19 protein-coding genes are annotated in these 18,242 nt (G+C 55.8%); 9 read left to right on the forward strand and 10 right to left on the reverse strand.

Going from position 1 to position 18,242, the window contains the following annotated elements; translation table 11 throughout:
- Positions 1-53: 53 nt before the first annotated feature.
- The 4 genes from ACFQUU_RS18845 to ACFQUU_RS18860 are packed head-to-tail and all read right to left on the reverse strand — an operon-like array spanning position 54 to position 4,615.
- Positions 54-2,090 (reverse strand): sodium:solute symporter family protein, encoded by a 2,037-nt coding sequence (locus tag ACFQUU_RS18845; RefSeq protein WP_382249664.1) that lies wholly within the window; start codon positions 2,088-2,090, stop codon positions 54-56.
- Complete coding sequence (locus ACFQUU_RS18850) at positions 2,080-2,355, reverse strand: DUF4212 domain-containing protein (RefSeq protein WP_382249665.1); 276 nt, start codon at positions 2,353-2,355, stop codon at positions 2,080-2,082. Before ACFQUU_RS18850 ends, ACFQUU_RS18845 begins: the two co-directional genes overlap by 11 nt.
- A complete protein-coding gene (locus tag ACFQUU_RS18855; protein ID WP_382249666.1) occupies positions 2,355-3,905 on the reverse strand; it encodes a sensor histidine kinase N-terminal domain-containing protein in 1,551 nt (516 codons plus the stop codon). The genes ACFQUU_RS18850 and ACFQUU_RS18855 overlap by 1 nt, the downstream gene beginning before the upstream one ends.
- Positions 3,906-3,913: 8 nt before the next feature.
- Entirely contained in the window at positions 3,914-4,615 is a 702-nt protein-coding gene (locus ACFQUU_RS18860) for a response regulator transcription factor (protein WP_057291878.1), read from the reverse strand.
- A 307-nt stretch (positions 4,616-4,922) separates the two neighbouring features.
- Between ACFQUU_RS18860 and recA the strand changes: the two genes are divergently transcribed.
- The 8 genes from recA to ACFQUU_RS18900 all read left to right on the forward strand — a co-directional run bounded on the left by recA (position 4,923) and on the right by ACFQUU_RS18900 (position 12,204).
- A complete protein-coding gene (recA, locus tag ACFQUU_RS18865; protein WP_382249667.1) occupies positions 4,923-5,993 on the forward strand; it encodes a recombinase RecA in 1,071 nt (356 codons plus the stop codon).
- A 291-nt stretch (positions 5,994-6,284) separates the two neighbouring features.
- Positions 6,285-6,746 carry a recombination regulator RecX gene (recX, locus tag ACFQUU_RS18870; RefSeq protein ID WP_382249668.1) on the forward strand — a complete coding sequence of 154 codons (462 nt, stop codon included), beginning with the start codon at positions 6,285-6,287 and terminating at the stop codon, positions 6,744-6,746.
- Between the two features lie 282 nt (positions 6,747-7,028).
- Positions 7,029-7,610, forward strand: coding sequence for a DUF2889 domain-containing protein (locus ACFQUU_RS18875; protein WP_382249669.1), 582 nt, complete (start codon positions 7,029-7,031; stop codon positions 7,608-7,610).
- 44 nt (positions 7,611-7,654) lie between these two features.
- Positions 7,655-8,821, forward strand: coding sequence for an ADP-forming succinate--CoA ligase subunit beta (gene sucC, locus ACFQUU_RS18880; protein ID WP_382249670.1), 1,167 nt, complete (start codon positions 7,655-7,657; stop codon positions 8,819-8,821).
- A 14-nt stretch (positions 8,822-8,835) separates the two neighbouring features.
- On the forward strand, positions 8,836-9,717 hold the full coding sequence (sucD, locus tag ACFQUU_RS18885) for a succinate--CoA ligase subunit alpha (protein WP_057291873.1): 882 nt from the start codon (positions 8,836-8,838) through the stop codon (positions 9,715-9,717).
- 349 nt (positions 9,718-10,066) lie between these two features.
- Positions 10,067-10,876, forward strand: a complete 810-nt coding sequence (locus tag ACFQUU_RS18890; RefSeq protein WP_382249671.1) for a Stp1/IreP family PP2C-type Ser/Thr phosphatase — start codon at positions 10,067-10,069, stop codon at positions 10,874-10,876.
- 38 nt (positions 10,877-10,914) lie between these two features.
- Positions 10,915-11,523 carry an FHA domain-containing protein gene (locus tag ACFQUU_RS18895; protein ID WP_382249672.1) on the forward strand — a complete coding sequence of 203 codons (609 nt, stop codon included), beginning with the start codon at positions 10,915-10,917 and terminating at the stop codon, positions 11,521-11,523.
- 240 nt (positions 11,524-11,763) lie between these two features.
- Positions 11,764-12,204 carry a prepilin-type N-terminal cleavage/methylation domain-containing protein gene (locus ACFQUU_RS18900; RefSeq protein ID WP_382249673.1) on the forward strand — a complete coding sequence of 147 codons (441 nt, stop codon included), beginning with the start codon at positions 11,764-11,766 and terminating at the stop codon, positions 12,202-12,204.
- A gap of 287 nt (positions 12,205-12,491) precedes the next feature.
- On the opposite strand, the gene moaC is transcribed toward ACFQUU_RS18900, so the two are convergent.
- A complete protein-coding gene (gene moaC, locus ACFQUU_RS18905; protein ID WP_382249674.1) occupies positions 12,492-13,004 on the reverse strand; it encodes a cyclic pyranopterin monophosphate synthase MoaC in 513 nt (170 codons plus the stop codon).
- A 137-nt stretch (positions 13,005-13,141) separates the two neighbouring features.
- Between moaC and ACFQUU_RS18910 the strand changes: the two genes are divergently transcribed.
- On the forward strand, positions 13,142-14,599 hold the full coding sequence (locus tag ACFQUU_RS18910; RefSeq protein WP_382249758.1) for a M48 family metalloprotease: 1,458 nt from the start codon (positions 13,142-13,144) through the stop codon (positions 14,597-14,599).
- Between the two features lie 50 nt (positions 14,600-14,649).
- On the opposite strand, the gene ACFQUU_RS18915 is transcribed toward ACFQUU_RS18910, so the two are convergent.
- From ACFQUU_RS18915 to ACFQUU_RS18935, 5 genes are all read right to left on the reverse strand, one after another.
- Positions 14,650-15,258 carry a DUF2946 family protein gene (locus ACFQUU_RS18915; protein ID WP_382249675.1) on the reverse strand — a complete coding sequence of 203 codons (609 nt, stop codon included), beginning with the start codon at positions 15,256-15,258 and terminating at the stop codon, positions 14,650-14,652.
- Positions 15,259-15,293: 35 nt separating this feature from the next.
- Positions 15,294-16,247, reverse strand: a complete 954-nt coding sequence (locus ACFQUU_RS18920) for a YheT family hydrolase (RefSeq protein ID WP_382249676.1) — start codon at positions 16,245-16,247, stop codon at positions 15,294-15,296.
- Positions 16,248-16,253: 6 nt separating this feature from the next.
- Positions 16,254-16,685, reverse strand: a complete 432-nt coding sequence (locus ACFQUU_RS18925) for a nuclear transport factor 2 family protein (protein WP_057291864.1) — start codon at positions 16,683-16,685, stop codon at positions 16,254-16,256.
- Positions 16,686-16,918: 233 nt separating this feature from the next.
- Positions 16,919-17,125: a zinc-finger domain-containing protein gene (locus ACFQUU_RS18930; RefSeq protein WP_382249677.1), complete on the reverse strand. Its 207-nt coding sequence runs from the start codon at positions 17,123-17,125 to the stop codon at positions 16,919-16,921.
- A 22-nt stretch (positions 17,126-17,147) separates the two neighbouring features.
- Positions 17,148-18,068 (reverse strand): branched-chain amino acid transaminase, encoded by a 921-nt coding sequence (locus ACFQUU_RS18935; protein ID WP_382249678.1) that lies wholly within the window; start codon positions 18,066-18,068, stop codon positions 17,148-17,150.
- Positions 18,069-18,242: the final 174 nt, after the last annotated feature.

The raw sequence follows: 18,242 nt of genomic DNA on the forward strand, positions 1-18,242 counted from the left end.
TTGTTGCCTCTGGGCAGGCGCCGGCAGTTTCCCAATCCAATGGCAAAAGGGTGTCAAGGTGTGCGGATATGCTCTACCAGGGCGTCAGTGCCCCGATCCGGTGCACTGGTCAACAGGCTGACCAGTGCGATAGAGATGAAACCCGCAGGAACACCGAACACACCTGCCGAGATCGGCGCGATGCTGAACCACTGATTCAGCGAGGAACCGCCGAGTGCAGGATAGGTGCGGAGCATGTAAAACACACATACGGCAAAACCGATCAGGATGCCGGCAATGGCACCTTGCTGGTTCGCCCGCTTCCAGAAAACGCCCAAAACAAGAGCGGGAAACAGTGTCGATGCTGCGAGCGAGAATGCGGCGCCGACCATCGAAAGAATATCGCCCGGTTTCAGGGATGCCGCGTAGGCCGCAACTAGGGCGACAACCAGCAACAGCAACTTGGAAATCGTCACGCGCTTCTGCGTCGACGCCATGGGATCCACGGTCTTGTAGTAAATATCATGAGACAGCGCATTGGAAATAGTGAGTAGCAGTCCATCCGCGGTGGACAATGCCGCCGCCAGTCCGCCTGCCGCCACCAGCCCGGAAATCACATAGGGCAAGCCAGCGATCTCCGGCGTCGCAAGTACGACGATATCGCCATCCATGACGATTTCGGCTAGCTGCACTATGCCGTCGCGATTCAAGTCGGTGATCGACACCAGCGGATTGATCTTGTCCACGCTGGCCCAATACGAGACCCAGGACGGCAGTTTTGAGAATGGCGTGCCGACCAGAGAACTGTAGATGTCGTACTTCACAAGAACCGCGAGGGCCGGCACGGTGATGTACAGCAACATGATGAAGAATAAGGTCCAGAATACCGAGCGCCGCGCCTGAGGTACAGAGGGCGTCGTGTAGAAACGGACCAGGATATGGGGCAGGGCAGCGGTTCCCATCATCAGGCAAAGGACAAGGGCGAGAAAGTTATTGCGTTTGGTGTCGGACGCTTCCTTGGTCTTTCCTGGAAAAGGGGTTTCATGCGCAACGACAGGTTCCGCCCGCGCGAGGTTTTGGGCTTTCGCCTCGCGCCATTTGCGGTCGGCCTCTATCGGATCCTTCGGATAGGCGGCGAGCATCCTGCTTGCTGCCTTGATTTCAATCAGCGACGCATTACTGCGCTTGAGATCTTCGACATGGTGCTGCATGTCGACCAGGCCCTCTTCCCAGGACTTGGGCAGGTTCTTCAGCATGTCATCGTACTTTTCCGCACGGCGCTGAAAAATATCGCGAACCTGCTGTTCCATCGGATCGGCGTTAAGCTCCTTTTCGCGTTCGCTGAGCTTGGATAGGGCCGAGCCGTAGGCCAGTTGCGGAACCGGGACGTTTGTATGTTTCACCGACAGCCATATGACCGGAATCATGTAAGCGATGATGATGATGATGTACTGCGCGACCTGCGTCCATGTGATCGCCCGCATCCCGCCAAGGAAGGAGCACACCAGGATGCTGGCCAGCCCAAGAAAAATACCGACCGAAAAATCGACGCCGGTAAAGCGGGAAGTAATGAGTCCGACCCCATAGATCTGCGCGACTACGTAGGTGAAGGACACCATCACGGTTGCGATGACGGCCAGCACGCGCACGATATTTCCGCTGTAGCTGCCGGCATAGCGGGCTGCCAGAAAATCCGGAATGGTGTATTGCCCAAACTTGTTGATGAACGGAGCAATCAGCAGTGCAACCAGACAATAGCCGCCGGTCCAGCCAAGAATGTAGGCCAGGCCGTCGAAACCCAATACATACAGGCCGCCCGCAAGACTGATGAAGCTTGCTGCCGACATCCAGTCAGCCGCGGTCGCCATGCCATTGAACATCGCCGGCACGCGTCGTCCCGCGACGTAATATTCGGACACATCGGAGGTGCGACTGAGTACACCGATGCCCGCATACAGCACGATCGTTGAAAACATGAACATGTAGCCGATCCATGCGCGCGGAAAGCCTTCTTTTTCCAGGATGGACAAGGAAATCAGAAAAACGATGAAGCCCACTGTGTACCAGCTGTAATACCTGATGAGGCGGCGAAAGAACGGCTTATTCGGCATGGGGAGGCTCGTCGTTGAGCAGTCTGTCCAGTCGGTTCATGTACTGCATGTAGACGAAGACAATAAGGAGATAGAAAACGGTCAGGCCTTGCCCCGCCATGTAAAACGAAAACGGCCAGCCGAGAATGGTGAATCCGGATAGTTCGCGCGCGAAGAAAATCATCCCGAAGGTCATGAAAAACCAGAGGCCAAGCAGCACCAGGGTGAAGCGCTGTACGCGGCGCCAGTACAATTTGCGGCGTTGCAGGAGTTGTTGAGAATCCATCAGCCTATGTCCTCGATAAAATCCGGGCGCTGCTCCATACGCAGCGTGACACGGAACAGGCTGCCGGGATGCTTGGGATCCTGAGAATGCGGATTGTTGAAAATGTCGACTGCCGCCCCGTGTTGCTGCGCGATTTCGCGCACGATGGCGAGACCCAGGCCGCTTCCTTCCACGTTGCTTCCCAGGATCCGATAAAAGCGTTCGAAAACATGCCCCCGCTCCGCCGAAGGAATGCCGGGGCCGGTATCTTCGACTTCCAGGATCGCCTGTTCTTCCGTCACATTGGTGCGCACCCGCACGGTGACGTGGCCGTCGTGTGGCGTATAACGCAGCGCATTGTCGATCAGGTTGTTGAGTAATTCCCGCAGCATCATCGGATTTCCCATCACCATCACAGGGTGTCCTGGCTGTTCGAAACCGAGGTCTATCCTTTCTGAAAAGGATTGCTGCACCCAGTCATGCACGACATTTCGCGCCAGTTCCGATAATTCGAGCGGGACAAAAGGCTTGGTTTCCGGCGTCTGGTTTTCCGCGCGAGCCAGCGCCAGCAACTGGTTCACAAGCCGGGTGGCACTTTCCGAGCTTTTCGACAGCTGTTCGAGCGAGCGGTGAATTTCCTCCTGACGGGTTTCACGCAGCGCCAATTCAGACTGCATGCGCATTCCCGCCAGCGGTGTTTTCATCTGATGGGCGGCATCGGCAATGAAGCGCTTTTGCATTTCGATGCTTTGTGAAAGGCGGGCCAGCATCTCGTTGAGCGAACGAACGAGCGGCGAGATTTCTTCCGGTACCTGGCCCGAATCGATCGGGCTCAAGTCATCCGGGCGACGCGCACGAATCTTTTGCTGCAATTCGACCAGTGGCGACAAACCACGAGACAGAGCAAACCACACCAGCGCAAGCGCAATCGGCAGAATGATGAACTGCGGAAGAATCACACCCTTGATGATTTCATTGGCCAGCTGCGTGCGCTTATCCAGCGTTTCCGCAACCTGTATGAGGACGACATTGGATTCTTTTGTTTTGGGATTGCTGTTGCGCGAACGACGCAGGTCGATATAGACATAAGCGACCCGGACGTCGACACCGCGAACGACGTCATTGCGGAACTTGACCGAACCGGCAGGCGGCTTTTCCTCCTCAACCGGCAGGGGCAAGTCGTCGTCGCCGTCGATGAATTCGCCCAGCGGCCCGGTGACCTGGAAATAGATATTGTCGATGTCGTCGGCGCGTAAAATATCGCGTGCCGGCCCTGGCAGGTGGGTCACGATCTTGCCGTTGACTTCCTTGACCTGCTGGGCAACCACAATCACATTGTCGTCAAGTGCGCGATCGAAAGGATGGTTGGCAATCGATTTGGCAACCAGATAGGTAATGGCGATACTCATTGGCCATAGAAGCAGGAGCGGTACCAGCATCCAGTCCAGGATTTCACCGAACAGCGAGCGCTGTATGCGTTCCTCCGGTTGGGTAGCGACTGCTCCGTAAGCGGTGGATGGGGGTGATTCCGAGGCGGGCGCGGAGCCGGCCTCACGACGGGAGTCGGTCATGAGCGAAGTCAGCTTGATGCTGGCGCCCCCTGTGCTGCGGCATCGGAAAATTTTTCAAGGCAATAGCCCAGGCCACGGACTGTGGCAATCCGGACACCGCCGACTTCTATTTTCTTGCGCAGACGATGGACGTAGACTTCGATGGCGTTGTTGCTGACTTCTTCCCCCCATTCGCACAGGTGGTCGACCAGCTGTTCTTTGGATACCAGCCGGCCGGTACGTTGCAGCAGTACCTCCAGCAGGCCGAGTTCACGCGCAGACAGATCCAGCATCTGTTCATTCATATAAGCAATTCGTCCAACCTGGTCATACGACAACGGGCCATGCTTGATGACCGTCGGACCTCCCCCGGCACCGCGTCGCGTCAGCGCCCGTACGCGCGCTTCCAGTTCCGACAAGGCGAACGGTTTTGCCATAAAGTCGTCGGCGCCAAGATCCAGTCCCTTCACGCGCTGCTCGACGGAGTCGCCGGCGGTCAAAATCAGAACAGGCAGGCGGGAATTGCGGGCGCGTAGGCGTCGTAGCACTTCCAGTCCCGGCATCTTTGGCAAGCCAAGATCGAGGATCAGCAGGTCGAAATCCTGAGTCGACAGGGCAGAGTCTGCTTCTAACCCGTTCTTCACGCAATCCGTCGCGTAACCAGACTGCCGCAGCGAACGGGTAAGGCCATCGGCTAGTACACTGTCGTCTTCGGCAAGGAGGATGCGCATAGGAGTTAAACCACAGTCAGGGTGATAAGTAAGTCTATTGCCTTTTGTCAATAGCAGCAAGGCAACGGCCACGCAACCGTGCAACCGCTACTGAATTGATACACGCTCTACATCGACCGAATTTTGAAGCCTGCCCAGCCCGATACTTGGCACTTTAGTACCATCTTAATAAAAATTGGAGTCAATGGAAAATGATGCTTGCATCAATCACTGTTTTTTTATACAGTATGCCTTGTGACGTTGAAAGGCACCTCCAGATGGAAGACTCGCCAATCACTTAATAACCAACCGTCGAAAGAATACCGTTATGGACGAAAAGAAAACAGCGCAAAATCCCGAAAAGAGCAAGGCACTCGCGGCGGCACTGGCGCAGATTGAAAAGCAGTTTGGCAAGGGCTCCGTGATGCGTATGGTGGACGGCGCGGTTGCGGAAGAAGTGCAGGTTGTGTCGACGGGTTCTCTGGGCCTGGATATCGCTCTCGGCGTTGGTGGCCTGCCGCGTGGCCGTGTAGTTGAAATCTACGGTCCGGAATCCTCGGGTAAAACGACACTGACCCTGCAAGCCATCGCAGAAATGCAAAAAATCGGCGGCACCTGCGCATTTATCGATGCCGAGCACGCACTGGACGTCGTGTATGCACAGAAGCTCGGCGTGAACCTGTCCGAATTGCTGATTTCGCAGCCGGATACCGGCGAACAGGCACTGGAAATCTGCGATGCGCTGGTTCGTTCCGGCAGTGTGGACCTGGTGGTCGTCGACTCCGTCGCAGCCCTGACTCCACGTGCCGAAATCGAAGGCGACATGGGTGACTCCCTGCCAGGTTTGCAGGCACGTCTGATGTCCCAGGCGCTGCGCAAACTGACCGGCAGCATCAACCGCACCAATACGCTGGTGATCTTCATTAACCAGATCCGTATGAAAATCGGCGTTATGTTCGGCAACCCGGAAACGACTACCGGTGGTAATGCGCTGAAGTTCTACGCGTCCGTGCGTCTGGATATTCGCCGTACCGGCTCGATCAAGTCCGGCGATGAAGTCATCGGTAACGAAACCAAGGTCAAAGTCGTCAAGAACAAAGTTGCCCCTCCGTTCCGCGAAGCGCACTTCGACATCCTTTATGGCGAAGGCACATCCCGTGAGGGTGAAATCCTCGACCTCGGTTCGGAAGCGAAGATCGTGGAAAAGGCCGGTGCATGGTACAGCTATAACGGCGAACGTATCGGTCAAGGCAAGGACAATGCGCGTAACTTCCTGAAAGAGCATCCGCAATTGGCGCGTGAAATCGAAAACAAGGTACGTGCATCGCTTGGCGTTCCTGAATTGCCACCCGGACAGGCGGTGCCGGCAGCGGCGGCCTCCGCAGCCGATTCCGAGTAAAGTCCGCGCAACATCGGTATAAGCGGGACAGGTGTCGTTTGTCTGTCTCGCGCACCATGGTCTAGTTTTGTATTAGCTTACTTCACGTGAAAGAGCCCGCGCCGGAAGCCGGAATATTTCACCAGGATTAGTGTGAGGGCATCGCAGGATAAGAATGTCACGTGAGAGTGACACGCCTTCATCGAATACTCGGCGACATGTATGCACGCCCTGTGGGTCGCGAGCCGCAGGACAGTACGTTCCCGGACTCCGGTTTTACGGAGGCTGGTGATAATTTTCAAGTGACACACCATGGCAAAGCTGCAAATGAGCCTGAAGGCGCGGGCTCTGAAGTATTTATCCACACGTGAGCACAGTCGGCTTGAGCTTGGCCGCAAATTGTCCCGCTACGCGCAGGAAGGCGACGACGTCGAAGCATTGCTCGACTGGCTTGAAGCTTCCAAATTCCTTTCCCAAACCCGTTTTTCCGAATCCCTGGTGCATCGCCGAGCCTCCCGCTTTGGCAATACACGTATCCTTTCCGAATTGCAGACCCACGGCATAGCTGGCGAAGCGCTCAGCGACATCAAGGCGACACTGTCTCAAGACGAAGCATCACGTGCCACCGAAGTCTGGCGCAAGCGGTTCAAGCAACCCCCGGTTGACGCTGCCGAGCGGGTCAAACAAATGCGATTCCTCCAGCAGCGTGGTTTTTCGCACTCAGCGATTCAGACAGCGATCCGTCGGGCCGAAGCCGATGAAGACCCATCCTGAATACGGTTTTTGATTCCGTTCCGTTATAACAAAACAGAAGATCAAGAAATTCAATTCTTGAATATCTTCGGAGGGTGTCTTCGGGGACTCATAGATTTCTTGCCATACAAGCATTTTCTTCCTTTTTCATGGATAGAAATGTCGCGATGGCTATGCTCCAATGACCTGTGCTACACTTTCGTGGTTTTTGCAGCGCCGCATGAGCGGCTGCTGTCGTAGAAACTGCGACAGCGACACGCAAATGCGGCTTTTTATATTGCCGCTTCACAGGCATTGGTCTTTATGCCCTTATCTCCGCCGTCCTCACGCCGTGCTCTCAAGCACACGCGCGCAATCCAGATCGAAGCGTTCGCACGCGACGACGGTTTGTGGGACATCGACGCGCAAATTACAGACACCAAGACACGCGATAGCAAACTGGCTTCAGGCATCCGCCCGGCGGGTGAGCCAATCCACAGTCTCTGGCTGCGTCTTACCATTGATCTCCAGTTAAATGTCGTTGACGCCGAAGCGGTGTCGGACGCGGTACCGTATCCCGGACACTGCGACACCATTGGCCCCGACTATAAAAAACTGATCGGCCTGAACCTGATGAAAGGTTTTCGTGACGGCGTCAAACGACGTTTGTCCGGCACCAGCGGTTGCACGCATCTCACCGAACTGGCGCAGGTCTTGCCGACTGCTGCGATCCAGGCCTTCGCAGGCGACGTCTTCGATACCCGCGACGGTGCCGCGACCGATGAACAGACACACAAGCCATTCCAACTTGACCGCTGCCATGCACTGCGCACTGACGGCGAGGCGGTTGCCAAGTATTACCCGCGCTGGGCGGTAAAACCACAAGCAGTATCCAAATCAAGTTAATTCCAACAAGGTTATTTTTACTAAGCGTCTGAAGGGAAGCTCGCATGAAAATCCATGAGTATCAGGGCAAAGAAATCCTCCGTAAGTACGGAGTGACGGTTCCGCGCGGTATCCCGTGCTTTTCCGTTGAAGAAGCGGTCAAGGCGGCCGAAACTCTTGGAGGCCCGGTGTGGGTCGTCAAGGCGCAAATCCACGCCGGTGGCCGCGGCAAGGGCGGCGGCGTCAAGGTTGCCAAGTCGCTCGAGCAGGTCAAGGAATACGCGGAAGCGATCATGGGCATGCAGCTCGTTACGCACCAGACCGGTCCGGAAGGCCAGAAGGTTCGCCGCCTGCTGATCGAAGAAGGCGCGGACATCAAGAAGGAACTGTACGTCAGTATGGTGACCGATCGTCTCAGCCAGCGCGTCGTGCTGATGGCCTCCAGCGAAGGCGGCATGGACATTGAAGAAGTCGCCGAAAAGCACCCTGAACTCATCCACAAGGTCGTCATCGATCCGGCAACCGGCCTGACTGACGCCGATGCCGACTCCATCGCCGCCAAGATCGGCGTGCCGCCCGGCTCGATCGCCGACGCACGCAAGCAGCTGCAAGGCCTGTACAAGGCATACTGGGAAACCGATTCCTCGCTGGCCGAAATCAACCCGCTGATCCTGACCGGCGACGGCAAGGTCATCGCACTCGACGCCAAGTTCAACTTCGACTCCAACGCGCTGTTCCGTCAACCCGAGATCGTCGCCATGCGTGACCTCGACGAAGAAGATCCAGCGGAAGTCGAAGCATCGAAGTTCGACCTCGCCTACATCTCCCTCGACGGCAACATCGGCTGCCTGGTGAACGGCGCAGGCCTGGCAATGGCCACCATGGACACCATCAAACTGTTCGGCGGCGAGCCGGCCAACTTCCTCGACGTCGGCGGTGGCGCCACGGCAGAGAAAGTGACCGAAGCGTTCAAGATCATGCTGAAGAACCCCGGCCTCAAGGCCATCCTGGTCAACATCTTCGGCGGCATTATGCGCTGCGACGTGATCGCCGAAGGCGTGATCACCGCATCCAAGGCCGTTTCCCTCAAGGTGCCGCTCGTCGTGCGCATGAAGGGTACCAACGAAGACCTCGGCAAGAAGATGCTGGCCGACTCCGGCCTGCCGATCATCTCGGCTGACACGATGGAAGAAGCCGCGCAGAAAGTCGTTGCTGCGGCCAACGGTAAATAATCGAGGGAAGATAAATGTCGATTCTGATCAATAAAGACACCAAAGTCATCACGCAAGGCATCACAGGCAAGACCGGCCAGTTCCACACCCGCATGTGCCGCGACTATGCGAACGGCAAGAACGCGTTCGTCGCTGGCGTGAACCCGAAAAAGGCTGGCGAAGATTTCGAAGGCATCCCCATTTTCGCCAACGTCAAGGAAGCAAAAGACCAGACTGGCGCAACCGTCTCGGTGATCTACGTTCCACCCGCAGGCGCCGCTGCCGCGATCTGGGAAGCGGTCGAAGCCGAACTCGATCTCGCCATCTGCATCACCGAAGGCATCCCGGTCCGCGACATGCTGGCCCTGAAGGACCGCATGGCAAAAGCCGGCAGCAAAACCCTGCTGCTCGGACCGAACTGCCCGGGCCTCATCACGCCGGACGAAATCAAGATCGGCATCATGCCAGGCCACATCCACAAGAAGGGCCGTATCGGCGTGGTATCCCGTTCCGGCACACTGACCTATGAAGCAGTCGGCCAGCTGACCGCACTGGGCCTGGGCCAGTCTTCCGCAGTCGGTATCGGCGGTGACCCGATCAACGGTCTGAAGCACATTGATGTCATGCGCATGTTCAACGACGATCCGGACACCGACGCCGTCATCATGATCGGCGAAATCGGCGGCCCTGACGAAGCCAATGCAGCACGCTGGATCAAGGACAACATGAAGAAGCCAGTGATTGGCTTCATCGCCGGCGTCACCGCTCCTCCGGGCAAGCGCATGGGCCACGCCGGTGCGTTGATTTCCGGTGGTGACGACACTGCGCAAGCCAAGCTCGACATCATGGCAGCGTGCGGTATCACCGTGACCAAGAATCCGTCGGAAATGGCGAAGCTGTTGAAAGCTGCGCTGTAATACAGTAAGACTCAAACTTCCGGTTGAGGCCGGTAAAGTAGATCAGGTACCTGCGGGGAGCTTCGGCTCCCCGTTTTTATTTGCCGGGTGGATATACCATCGATCTCCGCAGACTACCGATACCAATCCCAACCCATAACGCAACATGAGATCGCGTCTTTTTCCGGGGGCGCCGAGCCGCCTGCCTGCGTTGCACTCGTCGTCAATAGCCCGCTATTGACTCCTCCTGCGCCTTGCCAGTCAAAAAAATCCATCGATCTCATTTGTCACGTTACAGCTTGGGATTGGTATGAGTTGATCAGCACCTTGCATTACCGCCAATATATTGTCGCCCACGTATAATCGCCCCATGGCATACAAGCTCGAACTCGAATTCGCTGGAAAGACCGATACCGGAATGGTGCGATCGCATAATGAAGACGCGATCCATATCAGTCCGGAATACGGCTTTGCCATTCTGGCGGACGGGATGGGGGGATATAACGCCGGAGAAGTGGCAAGCTCGATGGCTGTTGAGGTAACACGACAGACGCTTGAAGCCGGGCTCAGTCAACTCTCTGGCCGCAAGCGTGATCAGCGCTTACACCAGTTGATTACCGAGGCCATCCAGCATGCGAATACCGCCGTCATCACTGCGGCTAACGATAATGTCCAATATGACGGCATGGGCACCACCATCGTCGTTGTGGTCTTCCATGGCAATAAATTGACTGTCGCCCATGTAGGCGATTCGCGTGCCTACCGAATGCGACAAGGCGAATTGGTCCAGATTACCCGTGACCATTCCCTGGTCCAGGAGCAGATCGATGCCGGACTGATTGACCCAGCGTGGGCGCCTTACGCACAGAACCGCAACCTGGTGACGCGCGCCGTTGGCGTCGATCCGGGAATGCAGGTGGAACTCCACGAGCACCAGGTGGAAGAGGGCGATCTCTACCTTATTTGTTCCGATGGGCTGTCCGACATGTTAGGCGCAAACGAATTTCATGAAATTATCGAGCAGTCTGGCGCCAAACTGCCCACTTTATGCGAAGCCCTGATTCAACAGGCAAACGCCAACGGGGGTCATGACAACATCTCCGTCATCCTGGCGAAGGTCGAAAAACTTCCTCAGCTAAAAATTGGAATCCTAGATCGACTGCTGAACTGGAAGTCGTAACCTGCTAATAAGGTATTTGCATTGCAGCCGGAGAAATTGTGCCAAGAATCATTCTGTCATTAGGTAAAAAGGTCCTGCGGGAACTCAATCTCGTACAACAGCGCACGACTATTGGACGTGCACCGCACAATGACGTCGTTATTGATCATCCGGCCATCAGCGCCGAGCACGCAGTGATCACTCTTGGACAAGACGGTACTTTTCTGGAAGATCTGAATAGTACCAACGGCACTCAGATCAACGGTCAACCGATCCGAAAGCATTTCTTGCAAGACTGGGATGTTATCAATCTTGCCAAGTACCAGATCCGCTATTTTGTCGGCGAAGACAACGTCCAGCCTACTGTAAACTCGTCGCGAAATATTGGTGATCGACTCAATGAGGGACTGATAGCCAAAGTCGAGATTCTGCATGATCAGTCTAGGAAAAAGGAAATTCCCCTTACCAAACCGCTAACTACGATCGGCTTGCCCGGTGCTTATATCGTCGTCATCAAACAGTGCTCGGCCGGGTACCTGGTTAGTCGAGTAGAAGGTAGCCAAGCACCCTCGATCAACGGACGACAAATTGGCCCGCAGCCGGAAATATTAAGACATGGTGACTTGATTAATGTTTGCAATATTGCAATGCGGTTTTGTCTGGCTTAAGGTGGTGCTCCCTTATCCTCATCTGAAGTCTGGAGTCACTAAGCTTTATTCCAAATGCCTAAAACTGGCACATCTAAATAAGGACTGACAAAAATCGTCAACGGGAGTGACCTGGCGCATGTTGAATGTGACAATTTTTGTTCTTTTTGATCATTTTCAGCAAGGTTTCCTGCTGGCACAGCCCTTGCGATATGAAAGACATGGCAGATGTTCTGTCTACTTTCAAAGGGAGAGAAAATTATGAAATCGATGAAAATGAATTCTATGAAAATGGTGCAGACAGCTCAGCGCGGCTTTACGCTGATCGAATTGATGATCGTTGTAGCGATTATTGGTATTCTGGCTGCAGTCGCATTGCCAGCTTACCAAGACTACACCGCACGTGCTAAGGCATCTGAACTGATGCTGGCTGCTAGCAGCGCCCGTACCTGCGTTACCGAAACTGTACAGACAAAAGGCGCAACTGGCCTTGATAGCTGCGGTGCGGGCTTTGTTGCTACACAATATGCTACAGCGATGGCGGTAAACGCCACTACTGGCGTGATCACCGTTGACGGCACTGTGAGTGGCACTGCGGTTCAAGTCGTAATGACCCCTACTATTGTTGCAGCCTCCAACACAATCTCGACATGGGCATGCGCAGGCACACCGGCGAAATGGATGCCAGGTTCCTGCAAATAATATCTAGTTAAGTTGAAAATAGAAACGCCCCTAGAACGGGGCGTTTCTTATTTGGGGCCGGGATCGCACCATAGTTCCACAGTGGTTCCGGCATTTGCATTAACACCTCATTATGGGTATTCGGTCCTCGGTAATCGACGAGCGTAGAGATCGACTTGCTTTAACCGTTCAAAGTTCCGGTCGATTATGCTCTTATCATATGTGGTCGTCTGCTGCCAAATGAGAAATTAAACAGAGATAATTTAGATTGGCGGCGCAAACGAGAAAACAGTTTCGCTTCAACGCATTTATTCGGATACCCATTTTCCAGATTTCCCACCACGCTTTTCCAATAATCTTACGTCATGAATTACCATTCCACGGTCCACGGCTTTGCACATATCGTAAATGGTTAACAGACCTACCTGTATAGCCGTCAGCGCTTCGATTTCGACTCCAGTCTTGCCGTGCGTCTCGACGCAGGCCGTGCAGCTTATTGATGAATTCTGGTCATTGATAACGAACTCCACCGACACCTTCGTCAGCGCCAACGGATGACATAACGGAATCAAATCACTCGTCTTCTTCGCTCCCATAATCGCCGCGATCCGCGCAATCCCGAGCACGTCTCCCTTCTTCGCCGTCCCCGACTGAATAATCGCCAGCGTCTCCGGCTTCATCCGTATCGTCCCGGTCGCAACAGCCACCCGATGCGTTTCGTCCTTTGCGCCGACATCGACCATATGCGCCTGCCCGGTTGCATCGAAGTGGGTCAGTCCGCCGTTGTCGTTCGTGCCATCTTTGTGTTCTTTTGTGTCCATAGGTAACAAACTCGATTCCATAGTGAAGAGGATTCCTGTCGAGGTATCATAGCACCGTGAAATCGAAATTCTTCTTTCCAAAACGATACCAGGTAGCACGCTCGGTGATGGCAGTGACTCTGGCGGCATCCATTGGCATGCCGGCGGCCTGGTTTCCTGTTGCCTCACATGCCCAGAATCTGCCCAGCCTTGGCGATACCGAGCGGGAAGCGCTGTCGCCGCTGATGGAGCGTAAGCTGGGTGAGCAAATCATGCGGGAAATCCGGCGTGACCGCGACTTCCTGGATGATGATCCGGTATCGGAGTACCTGAACAATTTCGGCGCGACCTTGCTGGCTGTTCAGCCGGAGGCGCGCGGTGAAGCCGTGTACGACTTTGAGTTTTTCGCAGTACGGGACCCGATGTTGAATGCGTTCGCCTTGCCTGGTGGTTTTATCGGCGTGCATTCCGCCCTGGTACTTGCAGCGCAGAATGAATCGGAGCTGGCATCCGTCATGGCGCACGAAGTCGGCCACGTGGCGCAGCGGCATATCGCGCGGATGCTGGGCAAGCAGAAGCAGGATGCCTTGATTCCGCTGGCAGCGGTGTTGCTCGCTGCGTTGGCCGCGCGATCCAGCCCCGATACCTCGGCTGCCTTGATGATGGGTGGGCAGGGCATTGCGATGCAACGGCAGCTCAATTTCAGCCGAGATGCAGAACGCGAAGCCGACCGCGTCGGTCTGCAGATCATGCGTGATGCCGGCTACGATACATCGGGCATGATCGCCTTTTTTGGGCGGATGCAGAATGCCACGCGGTCCTATACGGACTCCGCGCCTGCTTATCTGCGATCGCATCCGTTGACCACCGAGCGGATGGCTGACATTGAAGCCCGCACGCGTGGTCAACGCTACAAGCAACGTGCAGACAGTATCGATTTCCATCTGATCCGCGCACGCTTGCGTGTCCTGCAAGATCTATCCCCGCAAGGTTTGCGCATTGCATCGGAAGCGTTTGATAACCAGTTGCAGTTGAAGACGCGTATGCAAGTCATGGGCGCAAAATATGGTCAGGCGGTGATCGCACTGCGACAAGGCAACGTGCCCAAGGCGCAGAGTCTGCTGCAGGAAACCTACGCAGCTGCGCAGGGCGCAGGAGCGCCGGTCCAAAGCCCGGTGCTCGCCAGTTTCGCCATTGATGTCAAACTGGTCGCCAACGATGTCAATGGCGCGTTGAAGGAAGCGGATGCGGCACGGTCTAAGTTCCCCATATCACGCGGCATAGCCCGGCAATATGCTGACGCGTTGATGCGTGCGGGGCGCAATAACGATGCGGTGGACTACCTGCGCGATCAAGTTCAGCTCTACCGTACCGATGCCAAGCTGCAGGACAAGCTCGCCCAGGCATATGCCGCACAAGGCAGGCAGGCACTGCAGCATCTGGCTCTTGCCGAAGCCTATGCAATCAATGGCGCCATGCCGGCGGCAATTGACCAGCTTGGTATCGCGCGCCGTTCGCCGGACGCCTCGTTCTACGATCAGGCTGTCATCGATGCGCGTGAACGGGAATTAAAAGCACGGTGGATGGAGGAAATGAAGGAAGCCCGCGAGCGCTAGGGACGCTCGCGATGTAGGACTGATTCAATTCGGATATCTGATACCTGCAATCAAACCGATGCCGGATCGGGCTGCGGCGCGGTCACGAAACGGAAACGATCGGCGAGCGCTCCCCGCTTGATATAACCAACGTCGATACGGCCGCCAGCATAGTCGAAATGAAGTTTGCCAGACTTGCCTTCGCCTTCGATCCAGGCAAGCAATTGCTCATCGCCGACGGGGCCGCCATCCAGCTGCAATTGCGGCAGACATTGCGCCATGTCGCGATCATCCACCAGCGCAATCTTTTCTCCGCTTCGAAGTACCAGCTGGCCGCCTTCGGTAAGCCAGGCTTCGTCAATCGCCGCGAGCGGATCCCCTGTTTGCAGCAGGAAGCCTCGCGTCGGATCGGTACGGGCGATATAGGGAGTTGCTTCAAGATTCACATAGACGCGTTGCGGTCCGTTCTGGAAATACCAGCGTCCCTTGTCGTCATGCGTGTAATTGCGATTGATAAAACCCAGCAACGCCGCATTGGCAATCTTGTCGCCAGGAAGTTGTAAAGTCTGGGCGCGTTCATCCCGCATGCGCCATACGCCACGAGCATCCAGGCCGAGCCAGCCATAGCAATGCGGCACGTTCGGCCATTTCGCCATTGCCTGTTTGACGATTTCATCCATGTTTCACTCCTTTCGATGCCAGTGCGGTGGTCAAGCTAGGCTGCTTGCAAAAAGTCGATCACGCGCCGGGGCAGCCAATCAAGCTTGCCGGGCGGCCCGCCAACAGCAAAGCCGACGTGGCCGCCATGTTCAGGATACTCGAGTGTGACACGGGGCGATGCCGATTGCGGCAAATGATGTGCGGGAAGGAAGGGATCGTTCTTTGCATTCAGTACCAGGGTCGGCACGGTAATGTCCGACAATACGTGTTTGGCGCTGGCACGATGCCAGTAGTCATCGGTATCACGAAAGCCATGCAATGGTGCCGTCACGATATTGTCGAACTCGTACAGGTTGCGTGCGCGAAGCATCGTATCTTTATCAAACAGACCGGGAAACTGCTGCAGCTTTTGCACGCATTTCGGCTTGAGCGTTTCAAGGAATACGCGGGTGTAAATCATGTTAAATCCACGCGACAACGCAGCACCACCGCCAGCCAGGTCGAGTGGCGCCGAGACAGCGCAGGCCGCATCGACAATCCCGGCCTGCTGTTGCGATTCGCCCAGCCAGCGCAACAGCGCATTGCCGCCGAGCGATACACCGGCCGCATAGAATTTTGCCTCTGGATGCGCTGTACTGCGCATGGCGTGCAGGCGCCGGATGATCCACTCGACTTCTCTCGCATCGCCGGAATGATAGAAGCGGGGCGCATGGTTCAACTCGCCCGAACAACCACGAAAATGCGGCACCGCCCCGGACCAGCCCAGTGCGGCAACTTGCGCCATCAGTGCGCGGGCGTAGTGGCTATCCGATGAGCCTTCCAAGCCATGAAACAGTACGACGAAGGGCTGTCCCGGTTTGCCGTCGACGAAGTCGATATCGATAAAATCGCCATCCGGCGTCGGCCAGCGTTCGCGTCGGTACGCAACCTGCGGCTTGGGTATGCATTTCGCCGGATAGATGGTTTGCAGGTGGCCGCCGGGAAGCCACGAAGGAGCGGTGTAGTGCATGTCAAATCAGTGCAGCAACGCGCTCACGGAAATATCGCTTGGCGCCTCGCCAGGCACGACCGATGCATGATGGGTCACGATACGCCATCCCGCATGCGTCTTGACGTAAACATTGGTCGCGAGAATATGGATGTCCTGTTGCCGCGATACAGTGCGATGCACTTCCTCGATGATGTTGTGTACCGAGGTCATCATGTTTTGTGTCACATGCAATTGCACCGGGCGAATATGGACGCCGCCCTGTTCAAAAATCGATTCCCACGCGGCACGGATCGAGGCATGACCGACCAATCGCGGCGCGCCGGGATGGATGCAGACGATGTCTTCCTCATCTGCCCACAACGCCATGACAGCATCGACGTCGGCACGGCTGATGGCTTCATAAAATGCCGCTTCGGTTTCTTCGGGTGTTTCCAGAATCTTATTGAAATTAGACATGGTATGTCGTTGTCCTTTCCGGTCGGAATGATGGACTGCGATCGATGTGAAAGAGCATGAGCCGGAACAGAACAGTATAGAGCAATGGCTTGCGTCGGCACGAGGTGCCGCGGCATAACACTGTAGTACTGCAATAGTGCGACACTGCAACACCGTGGCAATGGGCGAACAAGGAAGAGAGCGGCAGAATGTGAGAAAGTGCCTGCCGCCCCATGGAAGATCAGGTGACGGGCTTAGTGGCCCTTGACGACTGCGCCCGGCTTGAGGCGGTAGACGGTCCCGCAATACGAGCATTTGCCTTCGTTATTATGGTCGAGCGGAATGAAGATGCGCGGATGCGAGGACCAGATCGGCATTGCCGGATTCGGGCAATAAGCCGGCAGGTCGTCGCCGTCGAGTTCGACGTAACTCATGTTGTTCTGTTGCTGTGCTTGGGTCATGGATTTTGCTCTAAGTGGTTAGTTAAACCAGGGTCAGCCAGTGCTGGTATTGCGGTGCTTTGCCGGCGACGACATCGAAGAACAGCGATTGCAGTTTTTCGGTGATCGGGCCGCGCTTGCCTTCGCCGATCTGGCGGTTGTCGAGTTCGCGAATCGGCGTGATTTCCGCCGCGGTGCCAGTAAAGAAGGCTTCGTCGCAGCAGTACATTTCGTCGCGTGTAATGCGCTTTTCAATGACTTCAATGCCGAGGTCGCGCGCCATGGTCAATACCGCATCACGCGTAATGCCGTCGAGGCAGGATGCAAGATCAGGCGTATAGATCTTGCCGTTCTTGACGATGAAGACGTTCTCGCCCGAGCCTTCGGACACGTAGCCCTCGGTGTCGAGCAGCAGCGCTTCGTCGTAACCGTCGGTCAGTGCTTCCTGGTTGGCCAGGATGGAGTTGATGTAATAACCGCAGGCCTTTGCGCGCACCAGCGAAACATTCACATGATGGCGTGTGAAGGAAGAAGTCTTGACGCGAATACCCTTCGCGAGTCCATCTTCACCAAGATAAGCGCCCCATGGCCATGCCGCGACGGCGACGTGAATGGTATTGCCCTTGGCCGAGATGCCGAGCTTTTCGGAACCGATCCAGACCAGCGGACGCAGGTAGCAGGATTCGAGCTGGTTCTCGCGCACGACCTGGCGCTGCGCTTCCATGATGGTTTCCATGTCAAACGGAATCTTCATCTGGAAAATCTTGGCGGAGTTGAACAGTCGTTGCGTATGTTCCTTCAGGCGGAAGATCGCCGTGCCCTTGTCGGTCTTGTAGGCACGCACACCTTCAAAAACGCCCATGCCATAGTGCAGTGTATGGGTCAGCAGATGTACCGTCGCGTCACGCCAGTCAATGAGTTCACCGTCTTTCCAGATTTTTCCGTCGCGGTCGGACATGGACATAATGGGTCTCCAGGAATGTGCCAAAACCTCGATTTTAGCCCATCCCAACGGGGGAGAAAATTCGTCTGTAGAATGGCGCTTTGATTTTTTCCGGATTCAATTGCCGCGCCGATCCGTGTTTCGCCATCGCGAACACGGGATGACGCCGGGTTGGCGGGGAGCGTGACGAGCGTC

Origin of the sequence: Herbaspirillum sp. GCM10030257 (assembly GCF_042666555.1) — a bacterium.
Taxonomy (GTDB): domain Bacteria; phylum Pseudomonadota; class Gammaproteobacteria; order Burkholderiales; family Burkholderiaceae_D; genus Noviherbaspirillum.

Coding starts and splice junctions, on each gene's coding strand:
- ACFQUU_RS18875 (WP_382249669.1), top strand. CDS start 7,029: ATGCCCTTATCTCCGCCGTCCTCACGCCGTGCTCTCAAGCACACGCGC.
- moaC (WP_382249674.1), bottom strand. CDS start 13,004: ATGGACACAAAAGAACACAAAGATGGCACGAACGACAACGGCGGACTG.
- ACFQUU_RS18910 (WP_382249758.1), top strand. CDS start 13,142: ATGCCGGCGGCCTGGTTTCCTGTTGCCTCACATGCCCAGAATCTGCCC.
- ACFQUU_RS18860 (WP_057291878.1), bottom strand. CDS start 4,615: ATGCGCATCCTCCTTGCCGAAGACGACAGTGTACTAGCCGATGGCCTT.
- ACFQUU_RS18855 (WP_382249666.1), bottom strand. CDS start 3,905: ATGACCGACTCCCGTCGTGAGGCCGGCTCCGCGCCCGCCTCGGAATCA.
- recX (WP_382249668.1), top strand. CDS start 6,285: ATGGCAAAGCTGCAAATGAGCCTGAAGGCGCGGGCTCTGAAGTATTTA.
- ACFQUU_RS18890 (WP_382249671.1), top strand. CDS start 10,067: ATGGCATACAAGCTCGAACTCGAATTCGCTGGAAAGACCGATACCGGA.
- ACFQUU_RS18920 (WP_382249676.1), bottom strand. CDS start 16,247: ATGCACTACACCGCTCCTTCGTGGCTTCCCGGCGGCCACCTGCAAACC.
- recA (WP_382249667.1), top strand. CDS start 4,923: ATGGACGAAAAGAAAACAGCGCAAAATCCCGAAAAGAGCAAGGCACTC.
- ACFQUU_RS18930 (WP_382249677.1), bottom strand. CDS start 17,125: ATGACCCAAGCACAGCAACAGAACAACATGAGTTACGTCGAACTCGAC.
- ACFQUU_RS18915 (WP_382249675.1), bottom strand. CDS start 15,258: ATGGATGAAATCGTCAAACAGGCAATGGCGAAATGGCCGAACGTGCCG.
- ACFQUU_RS18925 (WP_057291864.1), bottom strand. CDS start 16,685: ATGTCTAATTTCAATAAGATTCTGGAAACACCCGAAGAAACCGAAGCG.
- ACFQUU_RS18850 (WP_382249665.1), bottom strand. CDS start 2,355: ATGGATTCTCAACAACTCCTGCAACGCCGCAAATTGTACTGGCGCCGC.
- ACFQUU_RS18935 (WP_382249678.1), bottom strand. CDS start 18,068: ATGTCCATGTCCGACCGCGACGGAAAAATCTGGAAAGACGGTGAACTC.
- sucC (WP_382249670.1), top strand. CDS start 7,655: ATGAAAATCCATGAGTATCAGGGCAAAGAAATCCTCCGTAAGTACGGA.
- ACFQUU_RS18845 (WP_382249664.1), bottom strand. CDS start 2,090: ATGCCGAATAAGCCGTTCTTTCGCCGCCTCATCAGGTATTACAGCTGG.
- ACFQUU_RS18900 (WP_382249673.1), top strand. CDS start 11,764: ATGAAATCGATGAAAATGAATTCTATGAAAATGGTGCAGACAGCTCAG.
- sucD (WP_057291873.1), top strand. CDS start 8,836: ATGTCGATTCTGATCAATAAAGACACCAAAGTCATCACGCAAGGCATC.